The 24,720-nt window shown below is 53.6% G+C and carries 19 protein-coding genes and 1 riboswitch; of the genes, 10 read left to right on the top strand and 9 right to left on the bottom strand.

Annotated elements, in window-relative coordinates; genetic code table 11:
• Positions 1-61: 61 nt before the first annotated feature.
• The gene (locus AC16KF_RS11325) at positions 62-1,099 is read right to left on the bottom strand and encodes a hypothetical protein (protein WP_484037423.1); all 1,038 of its coding nucleotides are present in this window, start codon (positions 1,097-1,099) and stop codon (positions 62-64) included.
• A gap of 213 nt (positions 1,100-1,312) precedes the next feature.
• On the opposite strand from AC16KF_RS11325, the gene AC16KF_RS11320 reads away from it, so the two are divergent.
• Positions 1,313-1,822, top strand: coding sequence for a hypothetical protein (locus AC16KF_RS11320; RefSeq protein ID WP_484037422.1), 510 nt, complete (start codon positions 1,313-1,315; stop codon positions 1,820-1,822).
• An 80-nt stretch (positions 1,823-1,902) separates the two neighbouring features.
• On the opposite strand, the gene AC16KF_RS11315 is transcribed toward AC16KF_RS11320, so the two are convergent.
• Positions 1,903-4,212: an immune inhibitor A domain-containing protein gene (locus AC16KF_RS11315; protein WP_484037421.1), complete on the bottom strand. Its 2,310-nt coding sequence runs from the start codon at positions 4,210-4,212 to the stop codon at positions 1,903-1,905.
• A gap of 106 nt (positions 4,213-4,318) precedes the next feature.
• A riboswitch (cyclic di-GMP riboswitch) is annotated at positions 4,319-4,413 on the bottom strand.
• 410 nt (positions 4,414-4,823) lie between these two features.
• On the opposite strand from AC16KF_RS11315, the gene AC16KF_RS11310 reads away from it, so the two are divergent.
• The 3 genes from AC16KF_RS11310 to AC16KF_RS11300 all read left to right on the top strand — a co-directional run bounded on the left by AC16KF_RS11310 (position 4,824) and on the right by AC16KF_RS11300 (position 6,945).
• Entirely contained in the window at positions 4,824-5,570 is a 747-nt protein-coding gene (locus tag AC16KF_RS11310; RefSeq protein WP_484037420.1) for a hypothetical protein, read from the top strand.
• 24 nt (positions 5,571-5,594) lie between these two features.
• The gene (locus AC16KF_RS11305; RefSeq protein ID WP_484037419.1) at positions 5,595-6,296 is read left to right on the top strand and encodes a M23 family metallopeptidase; all 702 of its coding nucleotides are present in this window, start codon (positions 5,595-5,597) and stop codon (positions 6,294-6,296) included.
• A 181-nt stretch (positions 6,297-6,477) separates the two neighbouring features.
• A complete protein-coding gene (locus tag AC16KF_RS11300; RefSeq protein WP_484037418.1) occupies positions 6,478-6,945 on the top strand; it encodes a DinB family protein in 468 nt (155 codons plus the stop codon).
• 3 nt (positions 6,946-6,948) lie between these two features.
• On the opposite strand, the gene AC16KF_RS11295 is transcribed toward AC16KF_RS11300, so the two are convergent.
• The 5 genes from AC16KF_RS11295 to AC16KF_RS11275 form a co-directional block, all read right to left on the bottom strand.
• Complete coding sequence (locus tag AC16KF_RS11295) at positions 6,949-7,509, bottom strand: phosphatase PAP2 family protein (RefSeq protein WP_484037417.1); 561 nt, start codon at positions 7,507-7,509, stop codon at positions 6,949-6,951.
• Positions 7,506-8,399, bottom strand: coding sequence for an NTP transferase domain-containing protein (locus tag AC16KF_RS11290; RefSeq protein ID WP_484037416.1), 894 nt, complete (start codon positions 8,397-8,399; stop codon positions 7,506-7,508). The genes AC16KF_RS11295 and AC16KF_RS11290 overlap by 4 nt, the downstream gene beginning before the upstream one ends.
• A 107-nt stretch (positions 8,400-8,506) precedes the next feature.
• A complete protein-coding gene (locus AC16KF_RS11285; protein ID WP_484037415.1) occupies positions 8,507-9,406 on the bottom strand; it encodes a quinate 5-dehydrogenase in 900 nt (299 codons plus the stop codon).
• Positions 9,403-12,804 carry a GAF domain-containing protein gene (locus AC16KF_RS11280; RefSeq protein ID WP_484037414.1) on the bottom strand — a complete coding sequence of 1,134 codons (3,402 nt, stop codon included), beginning with the start codon at positions 12,802-12,804 and terminating at the stop codon, positions 9,403-9,405. Before AC16KF_RS11280 ends, AC16KF_RS11285 begins: the two co-directional genes overlap by 4 nt.
• 79 nt (positions 12,805-12,883) lie before the next feature.
• Entirely contained in the window at positions 12,884-13,636 is a 753-nt protein-coding gene (locus tag AC16KF_RS11275) for an SH3 domain-containing protein (RefSeq protein WP_484037413.1), read from the bottom strand.
• Between the two features lie 122 nt (positions 13,637-13,758).
• Here AC16KF_RS11275 and AC16KF_RS11270 point away from each other — a divergent pair, with 122 nt between their 5' ends.
• Positions 13,759-14,916, top strand: coding sequence for a WD40/YVTN/BNR-like repeat-containing protein (locus AC16KF_RS11270; protein WP_484037412.1), 1,158 nt, complete (start codon positions 13,759-13,761; stop codon positions 14,914-14,916).
• 77 nt (positions 14,917-14,993) lie between these two features.
• Here AC16KF_RS11270 and AC16KF_RS11265 read toward each other — a convergent pair whose 3' ends face one another.
• On the bottom strand, positions 14,994-15,371 hold the full coding sequence (locus AC16KF_RS11265) for a hypothetical protein (RefSeq protein WP_484037411.1): 378 nt from the start codon (positions 15,369-15,371) through the stop codon (positions 14,994-14,996).
• 393 nt (positions 15,372-15,764) lie between these two features.
• Between AC16KF_RS11265 and surE the strand changes: the two genes are divergently transcribed.
• The 5 genes from surE to AC16KF_RS11240 all read left to right on the top strand — a co-directional run bounded on the left by surE (position 15,765) and on the right by AC16KF_RS11240 (position 18,972).
• Positions 15,765-16,532, top strand: coding sequence for a 5'/3'-nucleotidase SurE (surE, locus tag AC16KF_RS11260; RefSeq protein ID WP_484037410.1), 768 nt, complete (start codon positions 15,765-15,767; stop codon positions 16,530-16,532).
• A gap of 41 nt (positions 16,533-16,573) precedes the next feature.
• A complete protein-coding gene (locus AC16KF_RS11255; RefSeq protein ID WP_484037409.1) occupies positions 16,574-16,855 on the top strand; it encodes a hypothetical protein in 282 nt (93 codons plus the stop codon).
• 49 nt (positions 16,856-16,904) lie between these two features.
• Entirely contained in the window at positions 16,905-17,288 is a 384-nt protein-coding gene (locus AC16KF_RS11250) for an MGMT family protein (protein WP_484037408.1), read from the top strand.
• A 339-nt stretch (positions 17,289-17,627) separates the two neighbouring features.
• Entirely contained in the window at positions 17,628-18,470 is an 843-nt protein-coding gene (locus AC16KF_RS11245; protein WP_484037455.1) for a sulfurtransferase, read from the top strand.
• Positions 18,471-18,540: 70 nt separating this feature from the next.
• Positions 18,541-18,972 (top strand): SufE family protein, encoded by a 432-nt coding sequence (locus AC16KF_RS11240; protein WP_484037407.1) that lies wholly within the window; start codon positions 18,541-18,543, stop codon positions 18,970-18,972.
• 138 nt (positions 18,973-19,110) lie between these two features.
• Here AC16KF_RS11240 and AC16KF_RS11235 read toward each other — a convergent pair whose 3' ends face one another.
• Positions 19,111-24,240, bottom strand: a complete 5,130-nt coding sequence (locus AC16KF_RS11235) for an FG-GAP-like repeat-containing protein (RefSeq protein ID WP_484037406.1) — start codon at positions 24,238-24,240, stop codon at positions 19,111-19,113.
• Between the last annotated feature and the right edge of the window lie 480 nt (positions 24,241-24,720).

Genomic DNA, 24,720 nt, shown 5'->3' with positions numbered 1-24,720 from the left:
CTCTCCCTCCTCCTTCTAAGTCCAACACTCCCGTGAACATTCACGGGAGTGTTGGATTCGATCATGGGTTGTTGATGTTGATCAACCCCTGTTGAAGTTTATCGAGCATGTCCTGCGCATCCTTTTGCTTTCCGGGGCTGAGCAGGTTGGGGTCCACGTCGCTCAGCCCCAAGGGAGATTGAACCGTGACGCCTCCCTGCCCCGCTACAAGTTGGGACCAGGCGTTTTGAATTGCCTGGATCACATCCGGCTGAATCGTCATCACCCAGCCGCCGGGGCGCTCGTCTGGGGTGGCTGTGCCGATGAGTAGCGCGCCGGTCGTGCCGATGTATGTCAGCAGGTCTGGGTCTGCCACATCCGGGTAAACGAAAAGCGTGTCCACCTCTCGTTGGAGGATGAGGTAATCGGCGTATGGACCATAGCGCGCGGGGTCTTCATCCGTCGGAATTTCCACGAACTGCGGGTAGCACGATTGCAGGTTTTCCACGAGGCAGAAGGAGGGGAAGAAGATCGGGCGGCATAATCCGCAATGAAACGCCATGCCGTTGCGAAAGGCAACTGCGGCTTGTTGCGCGTCGGCGTTCCCTTTGGGCATGATCATACCGATGCGATAATCTTCGGTGAGGAGCGCGGCAGTATAACCAGCCAGAAAGGCGGCGAGGCCGGTCTGACCTTCACCCCCCAACGCGCTGATGTTGCCGCCGGGCAGAATGCCCGGGATGTTGATCGAGAGGAATTGCACTTGTGGCGCGGCGGCGGCTAAAACCGCAATACCGGGATCGGGCGGAAGCGCAATCACGATCTTTAGCCCTGGTTCCGTTAGGTCTGCTTCTGTGATGGAATCACGCACCTGGAAGCGATATCCTGAACTTTGCGTAAGATCGTATACCGTAGTTTGGTAGAGGTTCGATGTTTCGGGGTCAAGGTTTGCCGGCAGGATGAGCACCGCCAGTGGAATGGTCGGTGTTGCGGTAAGAGTCGGCGGGATGACCGGTGTTTCTGAAGGCAGTGGTGTGGATGTAGCGGATGGCTCATTCGCTCCACAGGCATTCAGAAGGAAGATCAGCAGTAAAGCGGCTCTTTGGAAGATGTTTCGCACAAGGTCTCTCCGGTGTTGGAATGAACAGATTATACACGTTGCAATAAAAGGAATATGGTCGCGCAATAACGCCGGATACGAGAATGTCGGACTCTGCCAAATCGGGGTGAATTTTCGTACTACAATTCAAGGAACCTTCTCGCCTGACAAGACGTCGATTAATTGATCGACTGCTTGTCTTTTGAGCGAATCCCATTTAAAGGAGACAGTATCATGAAATACCGTTGGGTTCCATTGTTGATCGTCAACGTATTCTTGCTGGTGAGTTGCGGAGGAGGGAGCGCTGGCGAACCCGCCTTAGACGCGCCGCAGGAGCCGCAACCCGTCCCCACTCAAGAGGTTGCTTCAACTCCGGACAGCGTCCTTCCCCAACCGACCCCTCAAGAAAAAATCGACTTTTCCAACGCGCCGGTAGAGAAATTTGTCGGCATCGCGAAAAACGATCTTGCCCGCTCTTTGGGAATCACGGTCGAGCAAGTGGAGCTGGTAAACACCCAAGCCGTCACCTGGCTCAATTCCGCGTTGGGATGCCCCGCGCCCGGTAAAATGTATGCGCAAGGACAGGTGCCCGGTTATCGAATCGATTTGTCTGCCAATGGGCAGGAATATACGTATCACACCGATCTAAACGGCAATTTTGTGCTCTGCCCCGCCATAGATCAAGAAGAAGGTTTGCCAATCGGACCAACCACCGGACCGAATATTGGCGTACCGATCCCATAAGCGCATCAGGCTGATTAAGAAATTGCGCCCCGAATGAATTCATTCGGGGCGCAATCTTTAACTCTGAACTTGCTGTTATCTTACTTTGGCGCGACGAGCACGTATGCCCAGCCGTTCCATTCACTGACGACCGTGATGGTAACGCCAACGCCAGGCAACGGAACGCTCGACCAGCCGTTGTTGCCGATGGAGGAATCGGGAGCTTCCCAATACCCCAACGTATCGTCGAAGCGGGAATTACCCGGGTAGCCGCCATAGCACTTCTTGACGGAGTTGACGTTCAAACAAATCCGGTCGACACGGTTGACGCCGAATGTCGAGTCGAATGCCTGAACGCGCGGGCGCCATGCCGTTCCATCGGGGCGCAGCATCATATTGGAATGCGCGTCGACCGGCAGGTAGAAGCCGCCGCATGTGCCGGCAGAGCAATAGTCGCCGACGTTGTTATCCGCGAAGGAGTAGTCGAGATACCAGATCAACAAGCCGTCTTGATACGGATAGTGCTCAACCCAATTTCCCTTATTCGGATCATTGAGGAAGCCGAAGTTGTAGGGACCCGTCTTCAGAGACTTGTCGTACCCAATATACTTGCGGTATTCAGCGATGTAGTAGTTGGCGTAGGACTGCGTTACGGTGCCGTTTGTGAGCGAGAAACCGCTGTACGTCCAACCCGGATCGGTCTCGCCGCCATCGACAGGAAGACCGGTCACACTGATTTCATCCACCGAGAAGCCGGTCGTTGCGACAGCGCTGTCAGTCCAATAGCGGAATCCAAGGGTCACGGTCTGGCCGGCATACGCTGAAAGATCGGCGGTCAGATCCACCCATCCGCCGGATGCGCCGGTGATGCCTTCACCAAAGTTCTGACCATTCGGATCGTCATTTGTGGAAAGGTTGGTGGCTACGTTTGTGCCATTGACAGTGAGGTACGCGTAGTCCCATTCCGTCTCGATGTCATAATTCACTTTGGCAGAAAGAGACACAGCGCCGGCGGGCAAGGTCACATCGCGGGTCATGCTATTGTCGAGATCATTCCCAGCGCCGGAGAAATAGTAGTAACTTCCGGCAAAGGGATCGCCGATGAAGCTTTCCACTTCCTTGTCGGGCAAAAGCACGAGAAGCTGTTGCGGGTCGGCAGAGTTAAACTCAGCGGGACCCATCTTCAAGAAGGCTGTCTCGTCGTAGTTTACAACCGCGGCATTCGACCAGCCCAAGTACAGCTTTTCGTATGCGCTCATGTGAATCGGTTTGGTGCCGATACCGTCAGCCGCCTTGCCAGAAGCGCCATAGGAACCACTGGACATAAGAGTCCAGAAGCCCGTGGAGTTCTCAGCGCCGCCGGTGTTACCGGATGTATCGTAGAGATCGGGAAGTCCAAGGTCGTGCGCAAACTCGTGAGCAAATACGCCTACGCCACCGTTCTCAGGTTCAACCGTGTAATCCCCAATCCAGTAACTAGATCCGCCAACTTGAAGACCACCCAATTTATTAAACGCAGGTCCTGCGCTTCCCTGGAGGGTATAGTAGGCATACCAGCGGTGGCTCCAAATGGCATTGGTGCCTTGCGCGCCGCCACCGGTCTCCTCGCCCTCGCCAGCGTGAACAGCCTGGAAGTGGTCGATATAACCATCAGGTTCGTTGAAGTTGGCATCGCCATCGTAATCATAGCGATCCCAGACATCGAATTGACTCAGGTAGGCATCGATCTCGGCGGGGGTTTTGCCAGCGGCAATCTGGTTGTTATACCAGGTTGAGGCGGAATCGCGAATGAAAAGCCAGGTTGTCGCGCAGACAATGCTTCCGCAATAATTTGCGCCGTAGCGAGCCTCGTTATAAGGCACGGTGACCCAATCTTCCACGGTGCCGTTAACCGCATACCGGCCGGACGACTGCTCGATGTAGAAATTGCGCATCGAGTTGGCGCCTGGGGTGGTATCAAAAAGCATTTTGTTGTACATGCTTTGGCTGAAATCGGCTGTCCAGATCGTGGTGTTATCCACCGCGCGATCGGGCTCGGGAATTTCATTGTGAAGAGGTCCGGCTACATCGCCGTAGGAGGAGTGGATCTGAGTGCCGAACTGACCCAGCAGGGTCCAGATCGTATCTTCACCTTCACGCTCCAACTCGACATAGCGGTCTCTATAGAATGGGTAGACGTGTTCGCCCCCATCCAAATAAATACTACCATCCCCCGCCTTACCATGGAACTTCGCTTCCAAGCCCCTCAATGTGGCGGCGTATTGCCGTTCACCAAGCGGATGCGGCGCATTATCGACATCCGAGCCGAGCATCGGGTCGGCTGGAACGGGAGGCGCCGCGCTTGCGATAGGGACGACTGCGATCACTAAAAGCGCCGCAATCATTGTTACATGAAACCACTTTGCTTTCATAACTATTACTCCTCTTATAGTTTGACTTGCAGACTGTGGATTGAATTGTGACTTATTCGATATGGAAAAGGAGACACCTCCTTAATTAAATATCCGCCATACATACAATGGCGGTCTGGCGGTCTTCCAACTCCTACGCAGAAAGGTGGAAGATCCATGACTTTGCGTCCCCACCTCACGGTGGGTTTGCCTTTTTGACAGATTAATAATAAATTAACTCATTGCAAAAAGCAAGTAATGTGTAACCTTTTGCTCGGATGAAATGATGCCCATAAGTCATAGCAATCTTTTATTCTGGAGCGCCTCCAAATGCGCGGAGATTTTGAGATACTTCTCTTTGCATTCTCAGCGCTTCATGAAAGTTCAGGAAACAGTTCGATTTGCCGGGTTACCGGCATTGACGCGGCGCCACAACGCCAGAATTCGGCTTCATGGTCGACGAGGGGGATCGCATTTGGATTTTTTGTCCGCTAATCCTTCTCGGAAAAATTCGCGCAGGTTGGCGAAGAGTAGCGGATTCGCAGACAAAGCGTCATGTTGCGAACATGGAGATTTTCTAATGCGATTGCCCCGCGTGGTCGACTGGGGATCCATTCGGTATAATGCCGCATATGGTCAAACGACTGATCGACAACCTTGACATCATCATCCCGATTGGGATCGCCATACTGTCCATCGTCGGGATGCTCTCTGTCGTATTAATTTTTTTCCTCGGAAAACCGCAGGCGGAAATTTCAGCCGAAGCAACGGCGACGCCTTTTCAATTCCTGTTCCTTGGAACTCTCACTTCGACTAAAGAGCCTACCTCAGCCACCCAACTCCAGAAGGATAAAACCCCCACAATCCCTACACTGCCTACTATCGAAACGAGGCAATCCTCAGACCAGACAATTACGCCTTCGCCTCAACCGCGCTCCGTTTCAGCAGGAACACTTACATCAACATCCGCATCACCTATTACTTTCACGCCGGGCGGGGTTGGCACGCCCACAACTAATGCGACAACATCCTCCGCGATCAAAATTGACGATTTCGACGATTTCATTCTTTACGACGGCGGGTGGATCAGCGAAACAGTCGACGCGGCATATGAAGAAACCCTTTCCATCTCCATCCTCATCGACGACACGGCAACCTTTACTTTCACGGGAACTCAATTCATCATTGGGTATGTGGCAGACCCCCAGTTGGGAACCATGACCATCGCCATCGATGGGAATACTCAAACCCTTAACCAATCCACTGGGTCAGAATGGTCATCCCCCAAATTATCACCGGGCGAACATTCCGTTACCCTCACCCACGCCTCCGGTGAAATTATCTATCTCGATTACATCACCATACTGGGTTCGCCTTGACGCCCAAAGGTATAATTCGACCTTATGTCTAAACGCTTCTTGATCATCTCCATCCTCCTCGCGGCATTGGTCACGGCGATCGCAACCGCCTACTTCATATACCGACCCAATGCCGAACGAGTGATCAAATTCCGCGCATGGATGGACAACCCCGCTTCGCATCCCAAGTGGAAGCTGACGGCCGGTTCCCAATGCGGGCCCGCCCCTTTCCTCTTCCCCACCGACGGGTTTGCCGGCTTCCTATGGGGCGATTCCTTTGGGATTCGTCACACCCACCAAGGCATCGATATCTTCGGCGGGACCGAGGTGGGCATTACGCGCGTGATTTCGGCATACCCCGGCTACCTCACGCGCCTGCCGGAGTGGAAATCTGCCGTGATCGTGCGCGTGCCCAGTGACCCGCTGAACCCCGGCGCGCAGATCTGGCTTTACTACACCCACATGGCTGATCGTTTCGGCAATTCTTTCATTGCGGAAGAATTTCCCGCCGGCGTTTCCGAAATCCCTGTGGAGGCTGGGACATTCCTCGGCTATCAGGGTGATTACTCCGGCGACCCGAACAACCCCGTTGGCATCCACTTGCATTTTTCGATCGTGGAAGACGATGGGACGGGGCAATTTAAAAATGAAATTGAGATCGAAAACACGCTGGACCCGTCGCCCTATTTGGGGTTGCCGTTGAACGCCAAAGAAAACCCCGATCAGGCGCCGGTGTGCGGTTCGTGATTTTTCTTCACAGTGCGGTTGCTCGCCGGAACGCGGCGCATCGAATATATTCAGGATGTGGAATCAGCCTGCTCATGCCGAATCAGATTGAACTGGGGAGTGAAGCGGTTTGTGCGTCCAATATAAAACAGCCGAGGGTATCGTCGGAACCATGTTCGCGTCGTTGGAGGAATGAGGAATAATGAAGGAACTTTTTGATTATCGGGAAAAACTTCTTGCGCGCCTGCTCGAGGCGGCTAAGCAATTCCGCAGTGAATGTCTTGCGGTGAAGGATCCCTTCGCCCCATTGCTGGAAGGCGGCTGGAACGCGCATCAAACTGCCGCGCACATACGCGATGTGGACGCGCAGGCGTATGGCTTGCGAGCGCGCCGCGCGGCGTTGGAGGATAACCCCGAGTTTCAAAATTTTGACGGGGACGCGTATGCCGCGGAGCATTACAACGCGAACGAATCACTGGCAGGCTTGTTGAATGGATTTGTAGCGAGCGTGGAAGCGCTGGTTGAATTTTTGCGGCAACTCCCATCTGCCGCATGGGCGCGCGAATCGCGTCACGTAGAATTAGGGAATGGTTTTACTTTGCAGACCTGGGTGGAACGCGATCTCGCGCACATTGAGGAACATTTGGCGAGTCTGATGAACGGGAAATGACTTTTACCACAGTGGGAAACCGATGAAGCGGAAGAGGGACAGGAAGAACGGTTCGTACATTTGCAAGCCGACCAGGGCGACGATCGCCCCCAACACCGCGCCGGCGAGGATATCCGAAACATAATGCACGCCCATTGCCACGCGAGCCAACGCGACCAATGGCGCCCACAGCCATAAGAGTATGGCAAGCCAGGCGGGACCAAACCACGCGGCGACAACCGCGATGAAGAACGAACGCGCCGCATGCCCGGATGGGAATGAATGCGGATCGGTGTTTCGATAGATGCTTCCCCACTCGCCCTCAGGGCGGCTCCTGCGCACAGTGAATTTGATTCCCATCACCAGCGCCGCCAGCCCCCCGATGCCGACGAACTGAATGACCGCCCATTCTTTCCAAAACGAATTGCCCAATGACCATAAGATTGCCATGGCGATCCACCAAAACCATGAATCGCCGGAGTGCGCGAAGAAGACTGCTACAGCGCGCAATGCGCCTGGCTTTTCAGCCACGCGCATTTGATCGGAAAGACGGGCATCCCTTTCAAGGATGGTTCGGAGGCTCATGCGCGCTTGGCTTTGGGCTTGAGCCGCGCGGTTTTTGAGACAGTCGTCTTCTTCTTGGGCGCGGCGGGTTTCTTTTTCGTTGTTCTCTTCGCCATGGTCCGCGCCTTTGAGGCGGCTTTGCGTTGGGTCTTCGCCAGGTCGGCGCGCAGGAGTTCGAGTTGATGCGGCTTGTCCACATCCATTGCGGCTTCGGCGTAGGGCCAGATGATGGCTCGCCCTTTGATGCCGATGCGCTCGCTGATCCGTCGAACGGCGTCTTCGATGGTGAGTTGTCGCATGAAGAGGGAGAGTAGCAAACCCAGCCCCAGTTTGCTCGCCTGTTTGAGCGGGCTTTTCCGCGCGCCGAGCAGGTCTTCCCAGGTATCCAAATGTTCGGTCGCCATACGGACGTGAGTCACGTTGACGTCTGCGCCGCATACTTCCATATTTTTGAGTTTGGTGTAGGTGCGGTTCGAGCCGGGGAAGCGCGCTTCCATCACATCTTTCAGGCAAATGCCATAATACAGATCGTCTTGCGTTTCCATGGCGGTCTCCACGAGCCAGTCCACCATGTGCGCTTTGAGCGCGGGGATGTCGGAGGACACGATCAGCACGTATTTGCTTTTCTTATCCAACTCAACCGATTTGTTGATGCCTGCCACGATGTTGGAGAGCATGCGTCCCTGGTTGGTGAGGAAATGCAGCGGTTTCTTGCATGTCAGCTCGTTTTTAGGTGAAAGCCCCACAAGGATGACGTTCTTGACGCGTTGCGATTCGCTGAGCGCGTCGAGCACCCATTGCACCATGGGTTTGCCGGCAATATCCACAAGCGCTTTGGCATCGCCCTTCAGGTAGGTGTAGAGCGGGTCTTCCGGGTTGGGTATACCGCCCGCGATCACGACTGCATCCATAAATTCTCCTCCGATTTGCGATTTTGAATTTACGCAGAACGTCCCGAAGGTTCTCGTGAATCAGGTTGGGTTTTTACCAAAACCTTCGGAACGGCGCGTAACATCAGTTAGTTCAATTTTTGTAACTGCGGTTCCAAGCCTAGCTGGTCGATGAGGGCGTTCAATTCGTCGTTCGTCAAGACGCGCCCTTTGCCCGCCACAGCAATGAGCGCCGCTTCGAGCATGTTGGCGCCAAAGGAGCGCCCTTCGATATTGAGCGTGGTGGTGACGAGATATTTCACGCCGCGTTTTTTGAGGAATTCCACATCGGCGGGCGTGGTGGTATTGGTGACGATGATCTTCCCGCGCATGTCTTCCGGCATGTGTTGTTTGACGTATAGAAAATCGCCGCCGGTGACGGTGTTGCCCTGGTAATAGGTTTCGTATTTGGGCGTGACCTTTTCCTGTTTTTCGCCGGTTGGGTAGAGCATACTGAGGGGCATGCGCCCGACGACCGGCATGAGTAGTTTTGCGGTGGTTTTGAGCGCGCTCATGGTGTGAATGGCGAGGGGAATATCCAGGCCGAACATCAGGTCGCCGAAAACGCATTGGTAGCCGGCGTTGATGAATGATTCGGTCATGCCATAGCGGGTGATGCCAGCCACGAGGAAAGCCGTTTTGGGTTGGATCTCGTCGCCGACCTTCTTTTCGAGCCATTGCATGACGCGCGCTTCGAGAGTGTCTTTCACCCCGCTTCCATCCACGTAGGGCGTGCGTTTCACATCCCGCACGAGTTTGAGCGCGCCGTGGAGGGGATAAAACTTCCAGGGGGTGTGCACGCCGAGGTCGATGCCGCCCACGCCGAACGCGTCCACAGTACCGTCCATGTCGCGGAACATTTGACGCGCTTTGTCTTCGTTGCCATCTGTGCCGATGCGTTCGATACGAACGGTTTCGCCCAGCAGGCTAATCTCGACGGTTTTGTTACGGGTGGCTGAACCCAGGCTGATACTGACGGCGCGCTTCATGGAGAGTCCTCCTCAGGATGAGATGACTGATTATAGTCTGAATCAGTTGTCCCCTGCGCGGGAAGCGTGAAGTAAAACGTCGAGCCGTTGCCCGGTTGCGATTCCACCCAGATCTCACCGCCGTGAAATTCGACGATCCGTTTGACGAGGGCAAGGCCGATGCCAGTGCCGTCTGATTTGGGGTCGAGTTTGTTGAATAAGCCGAAGATGCGTTCGTGATGCTCGGGCTCGATTCCCATGCCGTTATCGCGCACAAAAAAAATGGGCATGCCATGTTGCCAACCCGCCACCCCGATCTCGATGATGGGCGTCGGTTGTTCGCCCATGAATTTTGCGGCGTTCCCGACCAGGTTTTGAACGACTTCGAAGATGCGCTGACGATCGCCTTGCGCGTTGGGCAGGTTGTTTTGCGCGCGCACCTCCACCCCGCGTTGATGGATCTGCCCGTGCGATAAGTTCAACACATCAGCCACCAGTTGCTGCATATTGACCAGCGTCGGTTCGTTCATGAGCCTGCCCACTCTCGAAAGTTCGAGCAGGTCGTTGAGTAACTGTTGCATTTTGTCGGTCGCATCCACAATGCGCTGGATGTCGGCTTCCAATCGTTCGGTGTTCCCGGTGAGGGCGTCTTGCTTGAGGTAGCCGAGAAAGCCTCGAATGGTGAAGAGCGGAGATTTGAGATCGTGCGATACGGTGTAGGTGAACCGTTCGAGTTCGGCGTTTTTCGATTCCAATTCGCTGATCAGTTTTCTGCGCTGGTGGAGTTCGCGCTGGAGGGCGGTTTCGTCCAGTTGCCGTTTGATGGCTGTGCCGAGAATATTCCCCGCGACCAGCAACGCGTCGATCTCTGTATTGGTCCATTCTCGCTCGTTGTCCACATCGTCGAATCCGATGGCGCCCCACCATGTGCCAGCCACAAACACCGGAAAGTCCAGGAGCGCTTTCATCCCGCGCCCAAGCAAGGCGTTCATTTGGGTTGCAGTGAGGCGTTTGGCATCGCCAATATAGGGTTGCCCCGCGATCATGGCTTCATACCAATTTTCAAAACCAATTTCGCGCACGGGAATGTTTTGGTATGCCGGGATATGAAGGCCGCTCGATAGCGGAGGCGCGGCCCATTCAAATTGCATCGAAGTGACCAGGGTGCCGTCTGGTAGTTCATGGTTTTCGAACACAAAGACATGGGAGGCATTGACCGTGACGCCCAATTTTTCGAGAACGGCATCGATCTCGTTCCGCCAGTCGGACGATTTCAGGAACCGGTTCGCCGCATCGGCGACCGCTTCGAGGATCGATTCACGGTGACGCAATCTGGCTTCGATTTGTTTCCGTTCCACCAACTCTTTTTGCAGGGCGCGCTCGTCCGCTTGGCGGCGGATGGCGTTACTCAGCAAATTAGCCACCACGCGCAGCGTATCCACTTCAAAATGAGTCCATTCGCGCGCGTTGTCGTAGACGTCGAAACCGACTGTGCCCCACCAGCGCCCTTCCACCACGAGAGGCACTTCTGCATGGGCTTTCATGCCGATATTTTCAAAACGGGGTTTATCTGCGGGCGAATAGGTATTCAAATTACCGGCGTAGGCTTCACCGCGTTGCAGGTGTTCGTTGGCGCTACCCGGCAGAATCTGGATGATATGCGCCTCAGTGTATGAACCGTAATCGGTTGCGGTGGGGAATCCCGGGGCGGTCCATTCGCGGAACAACTTTGCCCGCTCCAAGCCATCGGGACCGGTGAAGTTTTCAAATAAGTAGGCATGCGTGGCATTCATTGCCCTGCCCAGCCGCTCCAAGACAACTTCGATCACATCCTTCCAATTGGAAGAAGTAAGGAACTGTTCGGCGGCAAACATCACCGCTTCGAGCACAAATTCGCGTTGGCGAAGGTTCACTTCGATCAGAGTCCGTTCAGATAACTCAGTTTGCAAATTGGAAAACAAGCGGGAGTTTTCGAGGGCAATACCGATATGCTCGCCCAAGGTCGAGATTAATTTGAAGTCGGCTTCTGTTAATTTCACTCCTTGCGTGCTTTCCACGTTGAGTATCCCCACAAAGGTTCCCTGATCGAATAGCGGTATGCAAATTTCAGAGATGACGCCTTCCACCGCCTGCCGGTACAAGGAATTTGTGGAGACATCCTCAATAAATTCGGGAACGCCAGTCCGCGCGACCTTGCCGATCACGCCTTCCTCGAGGGTAATGGTTGTATAGGGAGTCTCATACCCCACCTGATGTTGCATGATCAATACCCCATCTTGTAGTAAATACAGGCTGACCTGTGTGTACCCGAATGATTCGGCGATCGATTCGACAACATTGAAGATCACCCCGCGTCGATCGATCGATTGCGCCATGGCATTGCGCACCCGGCCGATCAGGGCAAGTTCCTGCGCCTGTTTTTTAGCGGTTTCATAAAGCAGACGATACCGCTGTTCCTCCTCGATCAATGCCCGCTCGGCGCGCTGACGCTCCAATAATTCGGATTGCAAGTCGGAAAACAAACGGGAATTTTCAAGCGCAATGGCAACTTGATCGGCAAAAATGACCGCCAGTTCGGCATGGTGGCGCGTAAATTGATTCGTCTCGCATCCATCCAGGGCGATCACTCCGAAAATTTCCCCGCGCGCCTTCAGCGGTATCGCCAGCCATGAATGAATGTAATTATGCGGCGGGATTTGAAAATCCTTCATTTGGTTCTGCACATCGAGTTTCAACAAATAAGGAACAGCGCCCTTCAAAATCGGAAGGACGGCATTATCATCGTCGATCTCAAACTTATAGTTCCCAACCAGCAACTCGGCAGGCAGGTTCCGCCCCGCGATAAATTTTTGCTCGCGCCCATCGATCCTCCAAATCGACGCGCTATCGTATGGCACGACCCGTTTAATTTGATCGAGGATCTTCTCGATGATTTCCGAAAACTCCAGCGAGCCGACGATGCCCGCCAAACTTTCACGCAGGGTTTCCGATTCTTGATTCTTAACCTCCAACTCGTGGATCAAGTTTTCATCATCATATTCAAGATGCTGGGGCAAGGTTGTAGCGCGGAAAATCAGGAGCGCCGACGCCTCGGAATATGCCGCGATGCGCATTTCATATCCGCGAGGCTCCGGCGCGCCGGGTAATTGAAAGTCCAATGGGCGGGCAAGTTTGTCATCCAACACAAGGCGAACAGCAGACAAGGCGGCTGAACAAACTTGGGGCGGCAAAAAATCACGGAGGTTTCCTCCCACGCGTTGCGCCTCATCAAAAGGCGGTTGCGCATTTCGAGCGGGGAGGCATGCCAGCACCTCGCCGTCTGCGGAAACTTCAAGGAGCGTATCCGGCAACACGCGCAACAGATCGCGATGGTGTTCCGCCAGCAGAGACTCTTGAACCGTTTTCTTTTTTGATTTCATGAGTTTGATGCGCGCAAAAAGGCGCAGTCAGCATTATAGTGGAATCCCGCCAGAATCGCTTCCCAATTTCGTTGAAATATCAGGGAGCGCAAATAGCCTTGAAGGGTTCCCGGGTCGTCACAATATTCGGCTCCAGCGTTTGGACGATCATGGCGTAATCTCTCGCGCTTCGCACCTGATAAAAATCCTGCGCGCGTTTTACGCCTCCCTCCTCAAACTGGATGGACATCTCCTGCGATGTATCGCCCGTGCTTTCCTCCTTCCACATCCAAACCACATTGGACGGACCGTATGCCGCGATCTCCACAGTGATGGTGACCAGGCGGGGGAACGAGTCGCATGCCACGTTCATCGCCGCCGGGTCGATGCTCACGAGTACGGCTGATACAGTGACCGGAGGCGCTGTCGCCACTGGCACCGCCTCGGTGTTGCCCTCCGTATCGGTGAAGTCGGAGGACAGCCAGCAGATTGTCGATGGATCGCTCGGGTTCCGAACCTGCCACCATGCAAGGTCGGGGCTTTTACCGATCACTTCGGCAAATTTCCCGGGGTTCAGTTCTCCCACAACCGAATAGGCAATGCCCGGACCAAAGCGGCAATTCACGATGTGCTCCTTGGGATAGGCAACCACAAGCCTTAGGGACAATGTCGGCGTGGGGGTGGGCAATGCGTAGGTTAGGAAGGTTTCGATCGGGACGATCGAAGGCGTGGAATTGTCCGCAGGCGGCGTATCCGGTTTCAATGGAGGAAGAGGCGTTTGTGTCCCCGATGGTAAATTGCACGAAGCGGAAATCAACATGAGAACGGCGGCGTATCCTATTATTCTCCTCATTCATCCTCCTTTGTGTCATCATCTTAGCGCGAGAAAAATGCGACCGCAATAGGTCTTATGGTCTGGCAGGAATGTGATACAATGGTTTTAGAACATTTTTTCTGTTTTGAAAGGAAGCCCACATGAGCAAACGAGTCCTGATATTGGTTGGAACGACCAAGGGCGGGTTTATTTTCGAGAGCGATGAGAAACGCAAGAAATGGGAGATGAGCGACATTCTGTTCAAAGGTTGGAATGTGATGCACATGCAAATGGACCCGCGCGACCAGCGGCTGTACGCGGCGACGAGTCACTTTGTATATGGTCCAACCATCCATCACTCGGACGACCTCGGCAACACGTGGACGCAAGCGAAGGAGTCGCCTGCCCTGTCGCGAGGGTCGAAGTCGGGCAGACCAGCCAGCACGATGGATGAAGCGTTCATTTCCGAAGGCGGCGAGAGCATCAAAGAAAAACCTGAGAAGATGATCAAAGTATGGAATATCAAGCCCGGGCGCGCGAGCGAGCCGAATGTGTTGTATGCGGGGGCGCAACCCGCTTCGTTGTTTGTGTCGAAAGATCGCGGCGATACGTGGACTTTGAATGAAAGTCTGTACGATCATCCTCAACGCGGAGAATGGGGACCGGGCGCGGGCGGGTTGACCCTGCACACGATTCTGCTCGACCCAACAAACGATCAGCGCATGTACATTGCCGTGTCAGCCGCAGGATGTTATCGCACCGACGATGGCGGCGTGACGTGGAAACCGTATAACAAAAATGTGCGCGCCGATTTTATGCCCGATAAATATCCGGAGTTCGGTCAATGCGTGCATAAAATGACGATGCACCCGGCAACGCCGAATGTGTTGTATCAGCAAAATCACTGCGGCGTGTATCGCAGTGACAACTTCGGCGAAGATTGGGTTGACATCGGCGAGGGCAAGTTGCCGACGCCTTTTGGTTTTGCGATTGGCGTGCATCCGACGGATCCGCGCACGATTTACACCGTGCCGGAAGAAAGCCAGGAATATCACATCAGCGTGGATGGGCAGTTTGCGGTCTGGCGTAGCCGCGACGCGGGCAATTCGTGGGAAAAACTCACAAAGGGATTACCCGAACGCGCTCACGTGGATGTTCTGCGCGAAGCGATGGGACTCGATTCGTTCGAGGATGCCGGGGTGTACGTCGGCACGAACACGGGTCAACTGTTTTACACGCGCGATTCGGGCGACAATTGGGAATTGCTGGCAGATTTCCTGCCGCCGATCCAATCGGTGGAAGCGGCGGTGGTTGGATGAAAACGTAGGACGAGATGCGCAAAGCGTCTCGTCCTACGTTTGTGTTGCAATAAACTTCCGAGGACAGGATTTCACTACTAATAGAGCGGGAGTATGTTTTTTTCAATCCATGTTGAATCTCGGTTTTCCAGAATCACGCGATAATATTCGATAAAGTTGGTTTCATCCCCGCTATAATAATGTTCGGCCAGGAATAAAGATTTGACCCCATCAGAGTAAACAAATGCAAAGAATATCGCGGCAATCGCTCGTTCTTGGAAGAATCTTTCCAGATCCTCGCTTGTACATTCTCGCTTTGAGCGGGTCTCATAAAACCAGCATTGGCGCACATCTTGCCTGCCCGATGGAACCCCATAGAGCACATTGCCCCTAATCTCTAATTGCGACAGGACAATCAAGACCGGGCGGCTATAACTAATGTCTCGAACTGCAATGCGCGCGACGAATTCTTCCACAGTTTCGTTTTCAAATTGGACGAGAGGGTCCCGGAGTGGGGGAATTCCGATGAATACTTCAGAAGTGGATTGTGGTTGAATCGGCGTGGCGGTAGGGTCAAGTACAACAGTTGGCGCAGGCTCACGGACGCAACTTGGTATGATCAACACGCAAACCAAAGATATGACTGCTATGGACCGATTAACAAACATCGTTCACCTGCCAATTCCGAACTGATACCTTCGCGCTTCACAATTAACATAATAATTCCTTTTGCTTACCACTACATTAAAATCGGTGGTGAAGGTTTTGTTAGAGCCGGCATCATACTCTTCTTTTTCTTTCGCAACCAGCGGAGTTATAATCGCCGAGCAATCGTAAATCGAAAATCTGAAATCGTAAATCGGAGAATCATGCATATCCTCGTAACCAACGACGACGGCGTCCAAGCGCCGGGACTGCTCGCCCTCGCGCAGGAAGTTCGCAAACTTGGCAAAGTGACCGTGTTCGCGCCTGATAAAAATTGGTCTGCATCGGGACATGTGAAAACGCTGGATCGTCCATTGCGCGTGCGCGAAACGACTCTTGCAGATGGAACATCCGCGTTCATGTCTGACGGCGCGCCGTCGGATTGTGTCGCGTTGCCATTGCTTGGGTTTCTCGAAGAAAAAGTTGATCTGGTCGTTTCAGGGATCAATCCCTACTCGAACATCGGTCACGATGTAACTTACTCTGGGACTGTGACCGCCGCGATGGAAGCGGTGATCACTGGCGTGAAGGGAATCGCGTTCTCGCTGGCTTCGCAAGATAAACCTGCGAACACCGTCACCGACTACAGCCACGCCGCGCAAGTGGCACGAGTAGTGACTCAAAAGGTCATCGAGCAGGGACTGGCGGAGGGCGTGGTGTTGAATGTCAACATCCCCTATTTGAGTTTTGATGCGATCAACGGATATGCCATCACGCGGCAGGGAATGCGCGTGTACCGCGACGCGCTCGATAAGCGCATTGACCCGCGCGGGCGTCCCTATTATTGGATCGGCGGCGACGAGCCGACAGGTGTCAATGAAGAGGGAACGGATGTCGGCGCGTTGGCAAGCGGATACGTTTCCATCACGCCGTTGCAATTGGACTTGACGAATTACAAGGCGATGGATGTGTTGAGGAAGTGGGAGTTTTGAGAGCAGTGATCGAGTGAACAGTGAGCAGTGATCAGTAAACCATGTCCTTCCTCAAAAAGCTCTTCTCCAGCGAACCTGCCAAGCCTGAGAAAAAATATCTCACCTTCCATGTGAAATGCAATCGTTGCGGCGAGACTCTCGAATGCCGCGTGGACTTGGACAACGACCTCAGCCTCAACGATGAAGGCAACGGCTACTTTGCCCGCAAGGGATTGATGGGAAGCAATCTGTGCTTTCAACAGATCGAAGTGGAATTAACCTTCGACTCGGCGCGTCAATTACTGGAGAAAACCATCACTGGCGGTCAATTCACCAATCTCTAGTCTCCAATTCTCTAATCCTCTTTTCCTCAATTACCAATTACTACTTACCATGCGCTTTGCCTCCCCTCCCAACCAACAAGCCTATTACGAACAAGTGTGGACTCTTGTGCGGCAAATCCCGCGTGGGAAGGTTGCCTCATACGGACAGATCGCGCTGATGCTCCCTCCGCCGAACGGGGTGGAGTTCGAGGCGTACAAGGCGTTCGGTCCGCGTTGGGTGGGCGGCGCGATGGCGAACTGTCCCGACGATGTGCCGTGGCAGAGAGTCATCAATTCGCAGGGAAAGATCAGCGAACGCGCGGGCGCGGAGAGGCAACGTCAACGTTTGGAGGAGGAGGGTATTATGTTCGTGAAAGACAAGGTGGATATGAAGAAGTACGGCTGGGGCGGGCTGGACGAGACAGACGCGCCGAAGCAGGGGAATTTATTTTAGGAGGCGGAAACATATTCCATTGCAAGGACAGCGACTTTGCTGTAACCATGCGACTGATCGCAAAGTGAACTTTGCGGCACGGGCTCCAATATTTAACTTGACAAGCAGGGCAAGATTCGTACAATAGCCGCCAGCATGAAACCGATCAATAGTTTTCAACATTGCTTGTGTCTATGGCGGGGTTCGTAACCACTGCCTCAGACGTTTCCGCAAGCAGTCAACTCGTCAGGCAGTGAACGCCCCCGCGCATCCATTATGCCGCGCAGGAATTGTTCGCTGTCCTTTTGTTTAAGTTGACTGCTTTTAATTTTAACGAGACCCTACCAAAAAGAGGAAAACATCATGTCGTACGCCTATCCTGAATTTCTTGTGGAGACCGACTGGGTCGCCGAACACGTGAACGATGCGAACGTCCGCATCCTCGAATCGGATGAAGACCCGTTATTGTACGCGGTGGGGCACATCCCCGGCGCCGCGCAAGTAGATTGGTTCAGCACGCTCCAACATCCGTTGCGCCGCGATTTTCTCACCAAAGAAAAGTTCGAGGAGACTCTCTCGAGCCTCGGCATTGCCAACGACACCACCGTCGTTTTTTATGGCGATAAATCCAACTGGTTCGCATGCTACGCGCTGTGGCTGTTCCAATATTACGGACACGAGAATGTGAAGATCATGAACGGCGGGCGCCTCAAGTGGGAGAAGGAGAACCGGCCGCTGGTGAAGGAAATCGCCTCCTATGGGAAAACAGCCTACCGCGCGAAAGAAGCGGATCGGTCCATCCGCGCCTTCCGCGATGAGGTGTTGAAACAGTCCAACGAGAAGAAGCCGCTTGTAGACGTGCGTTCGCCGAAGGAATATTCGGGCGAGTTGATCTCGATGCCGAATTACCCGCAAGAGGGCGCCACACGCGGCGGACACATCCCCGGCGCGGTGAGCATTCCGTGGGCGACCGCCGTGAATGAAGCGGACAGCACGTTTAAGACCCCCGAAGAATTGCGCGCGTTGTATGAAGGGAAGAATATCAAAGCGGACGGCGAGGTGATCGCGTATTGCCGCATCGGCGAACGCTCTTCGCTGACGTGGTTCGTGTTGAAATACCTGCTCGGGTATCCCGCTGTAAAAAACTACGACGGCTCATGGACGGAGTGGGGCAACCTCGTCGACGCGCCGATCGAAAAATAAAATCCTATGAAACACAAAGGACACAAAGGTTTTTTTCCTTCGTGTTCTTTGTGTCCTTCGTGGTGAACATATGCCCATCCCCCTCACCCTCCAAGAGATCGTAGACGATTTCGCTTCGATGACGCGCGAAGAAAAACTGGAAACGCTGATCGGGTACGCCGAGGCCTTCCCGCCCCTGCCCGACCGTTACACAGCGCAACGCGATCGCATGGAAACCGTGCCCGAATGTATGACCGCTGTGTTCCTGGTCGCTGAGAAACAGCCCGATGATACGATCCTTTTTTACTTCGACATTCCGCCGCAATCGCCCACCGTGCGCGGACTGGCTTCGATTCTTCGCGACGGGTTGAACGGCTCCACCCTGGGAGAGATTCTCAGCGTCCCCGCCGATTTCTACCTGCCGATGAATCTACAAGAGGCGGTTTCGCAACAACGCTTGAACGGATTCGTGGGAGTGCTGGCTCACATGAAGCACGCGGCTGTGCATCCGCAATCGGGGTGAAGATAAATCGCCGAGGTAAGCGCAGGGTACGTTGACCCGAAAAGGCATGAAGTATTTGTGAAAGTTGCGATTCCTACAAAAGGAACAAACCGCCGTCGAACTGATAATTCGGCGGCGGTTTGTTGAATTAGAGATGGCTCATGGTATGAGCAATGTGGCGTACATCGAAAAGCGGAAGGTATCCGCCGTGTTCGACGAGGAGAACGCGGCAGGCAGGGACCCGAAGGGGTAGGCATAATAACGACCCGAACCCGCCACAGTCAACCTCCCTGCCAGTGTGTTGTTCTGCGGCAGGAATGCCAGCCAGTAGGTTCCCGCCGGTAGGGATGGTTGAGTCAACACAGTTCGGGTATTCCACCCCGCGACCGGCGTGAAGGCGGCTGTTTCCGCCAGCAAAGCCCCCGGGGCATTCCCCGAATCACTGTAGATGCCAAGCCGCAACTGCCCTCCTGTGGTAGACACATAATAACTCAGGCTTTGGATGGTCGCGCCCTGCGTCAGCGTAACCTGCTGTGCCACCAACTGATTCCCCAACCCTCCATATGGGATGCTCAGCACGTTCGTTTCACCTATGATAACTGTGTCTTCCCCCCAGGTGGGGGTACTCGTGGGCGTAGGGGTAAACGTTGAAGTGACAGGCGGGGTCAAGGTTGCTGTGGGAGTTCGCGTTGAGGTGCTTGTGATGGCTGGCGTGAATGTTGGTGTCGGCGTAGTCGGAGGGTCTACGCTTCGATAAAGAATAACCAACCCCATACTATCGGCAAATACCAGATCGGGCAGTTGGTCTCCATTGAGATCGCCAATCGCCAGATCGTCGGTATTTAAATTCGGCAAGGGGTATAACGCCTCAACGCCCATCACGCCATTTATCTCTTGCAAAAAGACGCCAGCCCGCAACCAACCATTGTGCGCGACAATTACGTCTTCCAAACCGTCAGAGTTAACATCAGCAATATCAACTGCTTCGGGAATATCATAAGCCGGGTAGGAAACAGATGGCTGAAGGTTCCCATTGGCATCTTGCGCAAAAACCGCAATGTTCGAACTTGGGCTGTTGCCTCCATAACTGAGCGTAATATCCAACCGTCCATCGCCGGTTACGTCTCCAATCGCAATTCCCTTACTGAGGCAGGGTGATGCGCATGCCGCAATGGAGTAATTCGAGGCTGTAGTCAGCGATCCATTCGTATTTTGGAGATACACCATGAGGTTGCTGTTCACATACCCCTGTCCGTTCATCTTGACGACATCGTTCAAGCCATCGCCATTGACATCTCCGATGGCTAGATCGTCAAACCCGGCGGCTACAGATGGATAGGTTGTCATGGCATTGAGCGCGCCATCCGGCTGTTGGATAAAGACGCCAATGGTCGCATGGGTGTGATGAGCGACTACAATATCGTTTAGTCCATCATTATTCACATCATCGATCGCGACCGCGTCAGGTCCCGAATTCGTGGCATAGGTTATGCGATCGGCGAATTCGCCGGCGCTATTTTGGGCAAAAAGGCTGATCGTATTATCTGAAAAATTTACTGTGACAACATCATCCCAGCCGTCATTGTTCACATCTCCAACAGCCATATGCTCCGCTCTGTTGCCACCCGGATACGCGCGAGGTTGAGAGAGATTGCCATTGACATCCTGGGTAAAGATCAACAGACTGGAGGGGACGCCGGAAACATTCATTCGCACCGAAAGGGCAACATCCTGCCTATCGTCATGGTTGAAGTCTCCAACGCCTACCGCGTAGGAACTCTTCCCGCAGTTATACTGTTTGTATGGCAGAAAGAGGGTGGCGGAGCCGGAACCATTTCCAATAACGCAACTGATACCCGAGGTAGATGTGGCAGTCGGTGTGGCAGTGGGCGATGCTATTGTCAACGTGGCATACAGCGAAAAGTGGAACGCGCCGCTGGAAGGAGCGGTCGAGTATGAAGCGGGCAATGCTCCAAAGGTGTAGCCATAGTAACGTCCCACACCCGAATAGGAAATGCGCCCAGCGAACGAACTACTCTGCGGCAGGAACGCCAGCCAGTACGTGCCGGCGGGTAGGAGTGTGGGAGTGATGACGGGTTGTGTGTTCCAACCGGTCACCGGGGTAAACGCGGAAGTTTCCGCAACCAGCGTCCCGGGGTTCGAGCCGTTGTTGTTGTAGATGCCGAGGCGCAGTTGTCCGCTCGCTGTCGAGACGTAATAACTCAGGCTTTGAATTGTCGCGCTTTGCGAGAGGGTCACTTGCTGGGCTATCAGTTGGTTGCCGATGCCTGAATAGGCGCTGGTGAGTACGCTCGTCTCGCCCACCTGAATGGTTGCAGGGGTGGAAGTCATGGTGGGCAATGCAGTGGTTGGGATGAAAGTTGACGTTGGAGTCCGTGTTGTCGTGCGAGTTGCCGTCGGTGTGGGTGTAATTGCCGATGTGGTCGTAGGCGTGGACGTGAAAAGCGGGAGCGGAGTGCTGATCGTCGCCGTAGGCGTTATTGTTGGTGTTCGAGTTGCTGTGGCTGTGCGTGCTGCAGTGCGCGTCGGTGTTGGTGTAAGGGTATTGCTGTTCGTTGGCGTGCGTGTGACTGTTGGCGAGGGCGTGAAAGTTGGCGTAACCGTGGAGGTGTTGGTCGGAACAGAGGCGAGTGTCAACGTGGCATACAGCGAAAAGTGGAACGCGCCGCTGGATGCGGAGGTTGAATAGGAGGGAGGCAACGCTCCAAAGGCGTAGCCATAGTAACGTCCCACACCCGAATAGGAAATGCGCCCGGCGAACGAACTACTCTGCGGCAAGAAAGCCAGCCAGTACGTGCCGGCAGGTAGGAGTGTGGGAGTGATGACGGGTTGTGTGTTCCAACCTGTCACCGGGGTAAACGCGGAAGTTTCCGCAACCAGCGTCCCGGGGTTCGAGCCGTTATTGTTGTAGATGCCAAGGCGCAGTTGTCCGCTCGCTGTCGAGACGTAATAACTCAGGCTTTGAATAGTGGCGCTTTGCGAGAGGGTTACTTGTTGCGCCACAAGTTGATTGCCGATGCCGGAATAGGAGTTGGTGAGAATGCTCGTCTCGCCGATCGTGATTGGGGGAACGGGCGTGGAGGTTGGGGAGGAGTTCGGGGTAGCTGAGACTTCTGTTGTCGTGGGGGTTGGCACGGTGGGAGTGCGCGTTGGAGTTTTTGTGATTATTGGTGTTGAGGTAGGGATCGTTGGTGTGACGCCTAGAGTGGGTGTAGTCGTATCGGTTGGCGCCGGTGTTGGAGTTGATGGGGGTGAAACCAGGTCGCCGATGTAGCGGGCAATGGCAATGTCATAATTAGAGCCGTTATACCGATATCCAGCTACCACGATCTTGCCATCCGCCTGGATACTGACCGAGTTTGCAATGTCATCCCGATTCATATCGAAATCGGTAATCACGAGACCATCCGAGTCGAATGTAGAATCGATCAGACCATTAGGATGAAAACGAGCTATCGCAAAATCATAATCACGGTTCGAATAGCCGGCAATAACAATTTTTCCATTTGACTGCAATACAAGATCGCTGGCGGTTGGAGAATTCAACATTCCAGGATAAGCAGTTGAAGTCTTTCCATCCAAATCAAAAGATGGATCTAGCGCCCCGGTATTGGAATATCGAGCCACCAAGAAACGATCTTCACTATAGCCTCCCAAAACGATCTTACCATCGGGCTGAAGCGCAACAAAACCGCCTCGCTCAGAGCCTACCCCAAAATCAGTGATTACTTTTCCATCTACATCGAAGCCGGGGTCCAGATTCCCGGCGCTGTCAAAACGTAAGAGGGCAAGATCCGTATCGCTCCCATTATACGCTCTGCCGCCGATTAAGATTTTCCCATCAGGTTGGATGGCGATCGAAGAGGCAAACTCATCGCTCCCAGTCCCTACCTCAGTAGAGACCATGCCATCACCGTCGAACGTCGGATCAAGCGATCCATCCGAGGTATAGCGCAGTAATACGATGTCGTTATCATTTATGCCTACATTTTTATAGCCGGTAAGGACAATTTTTCCATCCGTCTGAACGGCGACGCTGGTCGCCAATTCGTGACTACTGTTAAGATCGGTGACAGCTTTTCCGTCTGCGCTGAAACTCGAGTCCAGCGATCCATCGGTGTTATAGCGCGCCACAGCGATTTTTGCTCCACCATTGAAGGGTCCGATTTCAGAATATCCGACTACCACAATTTTCCAGTCAGGCTGAATGGCCATTGCCATCGGAACCTCGCTTGCTCCGAAATCTGTTGTGACAATGCCATCAAAATCGAAACTTGCGTCCAGCGAGCCATCGGGGTTATATCGTGCCACAAAAAAGTCATCGCCGTTGGAAGTACCGAAACTGCCTACGACAAGGATATTACCATCTGGCTGGATTGCAACCGCGCGCGCTTCATCGTGATAATTCCCAATCGCCGTGGTCACCAACCCATCGCCATCGAAGGTCGAATCTAAACTGCCATTTCCTGAAGTCCCTGTCGTAAACTCCCACCAATCCCCGTTGTTTGCATAGGTCGTTCCCGTTGTATTATTCGCCCTCACCTGCCAGTAGAAAGTTGTATTCGATGGTAAATCCTGCAAAGCGGCGTTGGTGTCATACGTTCCCAGCCAATACTTTCCGGTCCAGTTGGTATCGCAAGAGTTGTTATCGACCGTATCAAAGCAATACTCGTAATCCACTGCCCCGAGGCTGGAGTTCCACTGTAAGAAAAGACCGGTAGGCGATATGAGAGCCGCATCTGCCGGGCTTGCTTTGCTGAAAGTATCCGGCGGCAGGAGGAGCGTCAGGGAAGCCTCTGCGCTAAACTCGCGCCCGGTGTTCAATTCGCCCTTGAACGTGGTCTTCAACACCACCGCGTAATCACGGATTTCATGCGCCTTCTCCGCGACCGCTTTAGGCAAATAGATTAGTTCATTCCAATCGGTTGTTCCTGCTGAATTAAGCGGGATGTTGGCTCTAAATGGTCCAAAGGATTCGCTGACCGGCACATCATACTGGGTGAAAAACTGATACGTTCGGCTTGTGATTTTGCCTGATAGATGACCCAATTCAGAAATGCGATACGGAACAAGTCTGCTTTCCCCGCTTCCCATACCCACCGGGTAACGGGGAGTCTCGACACTGACTTTCGAGAAGGTGGCGCTGTCATCGGCAAAGGCGTTTGTATTGCCTGCCGCTTGACTCGGGTTCACCCTCATCAACCCCACAAGGAATGCAACGATCAAGAAAGCTCGCGCAACAAATCCGATTCTAGATAGATTGAACATGGTTGTCTCCTCTGGAGGGAAATCCTCCCTGCTTTAACTGATCCACCGTATTGCCAGAAATTTATTTTATGGCGCAATGCTGATCATAGTCAAGAGATGGATGTCACAGTTTTGTTACACGGAGAGGGGAAGCAAAACATCAAATGAAATACTACTTACCTGAGAGTTTATAACGTTCGCAGTTGGCGGGCAGTTGTACTGCCGTCGTCATAGCGCAACTTCGACGAAACAGGTTCAACTGCGTAACTCTTACAGGTTTAAAAGTACCCGCGCCGAACGCAAGCGGGAGGTAAATGCTGATAATTTTTTTCGTCTTTTCTGAAAACTCTACGTTCAACATCATTTTTCCACGTCCCCAAAAAGAAACTGTCGGGCGATGAGATGAATATCACGGCGCAAGGTTGCCCGACGATGAAAACCGTCCATGAATGAAAAGCCGCGCATCAACGAATGGAGGAAGAATTCGTGAATGGATTACCC

The organism is Candidatus Defluviilinea gracilis (assembly GCF_057138825.1).
The sequence above is the reverse complement of the archived record's forward strand: the minus strand, read 5'-3'. Positions and strand labels throughout refer to the sequence as shown.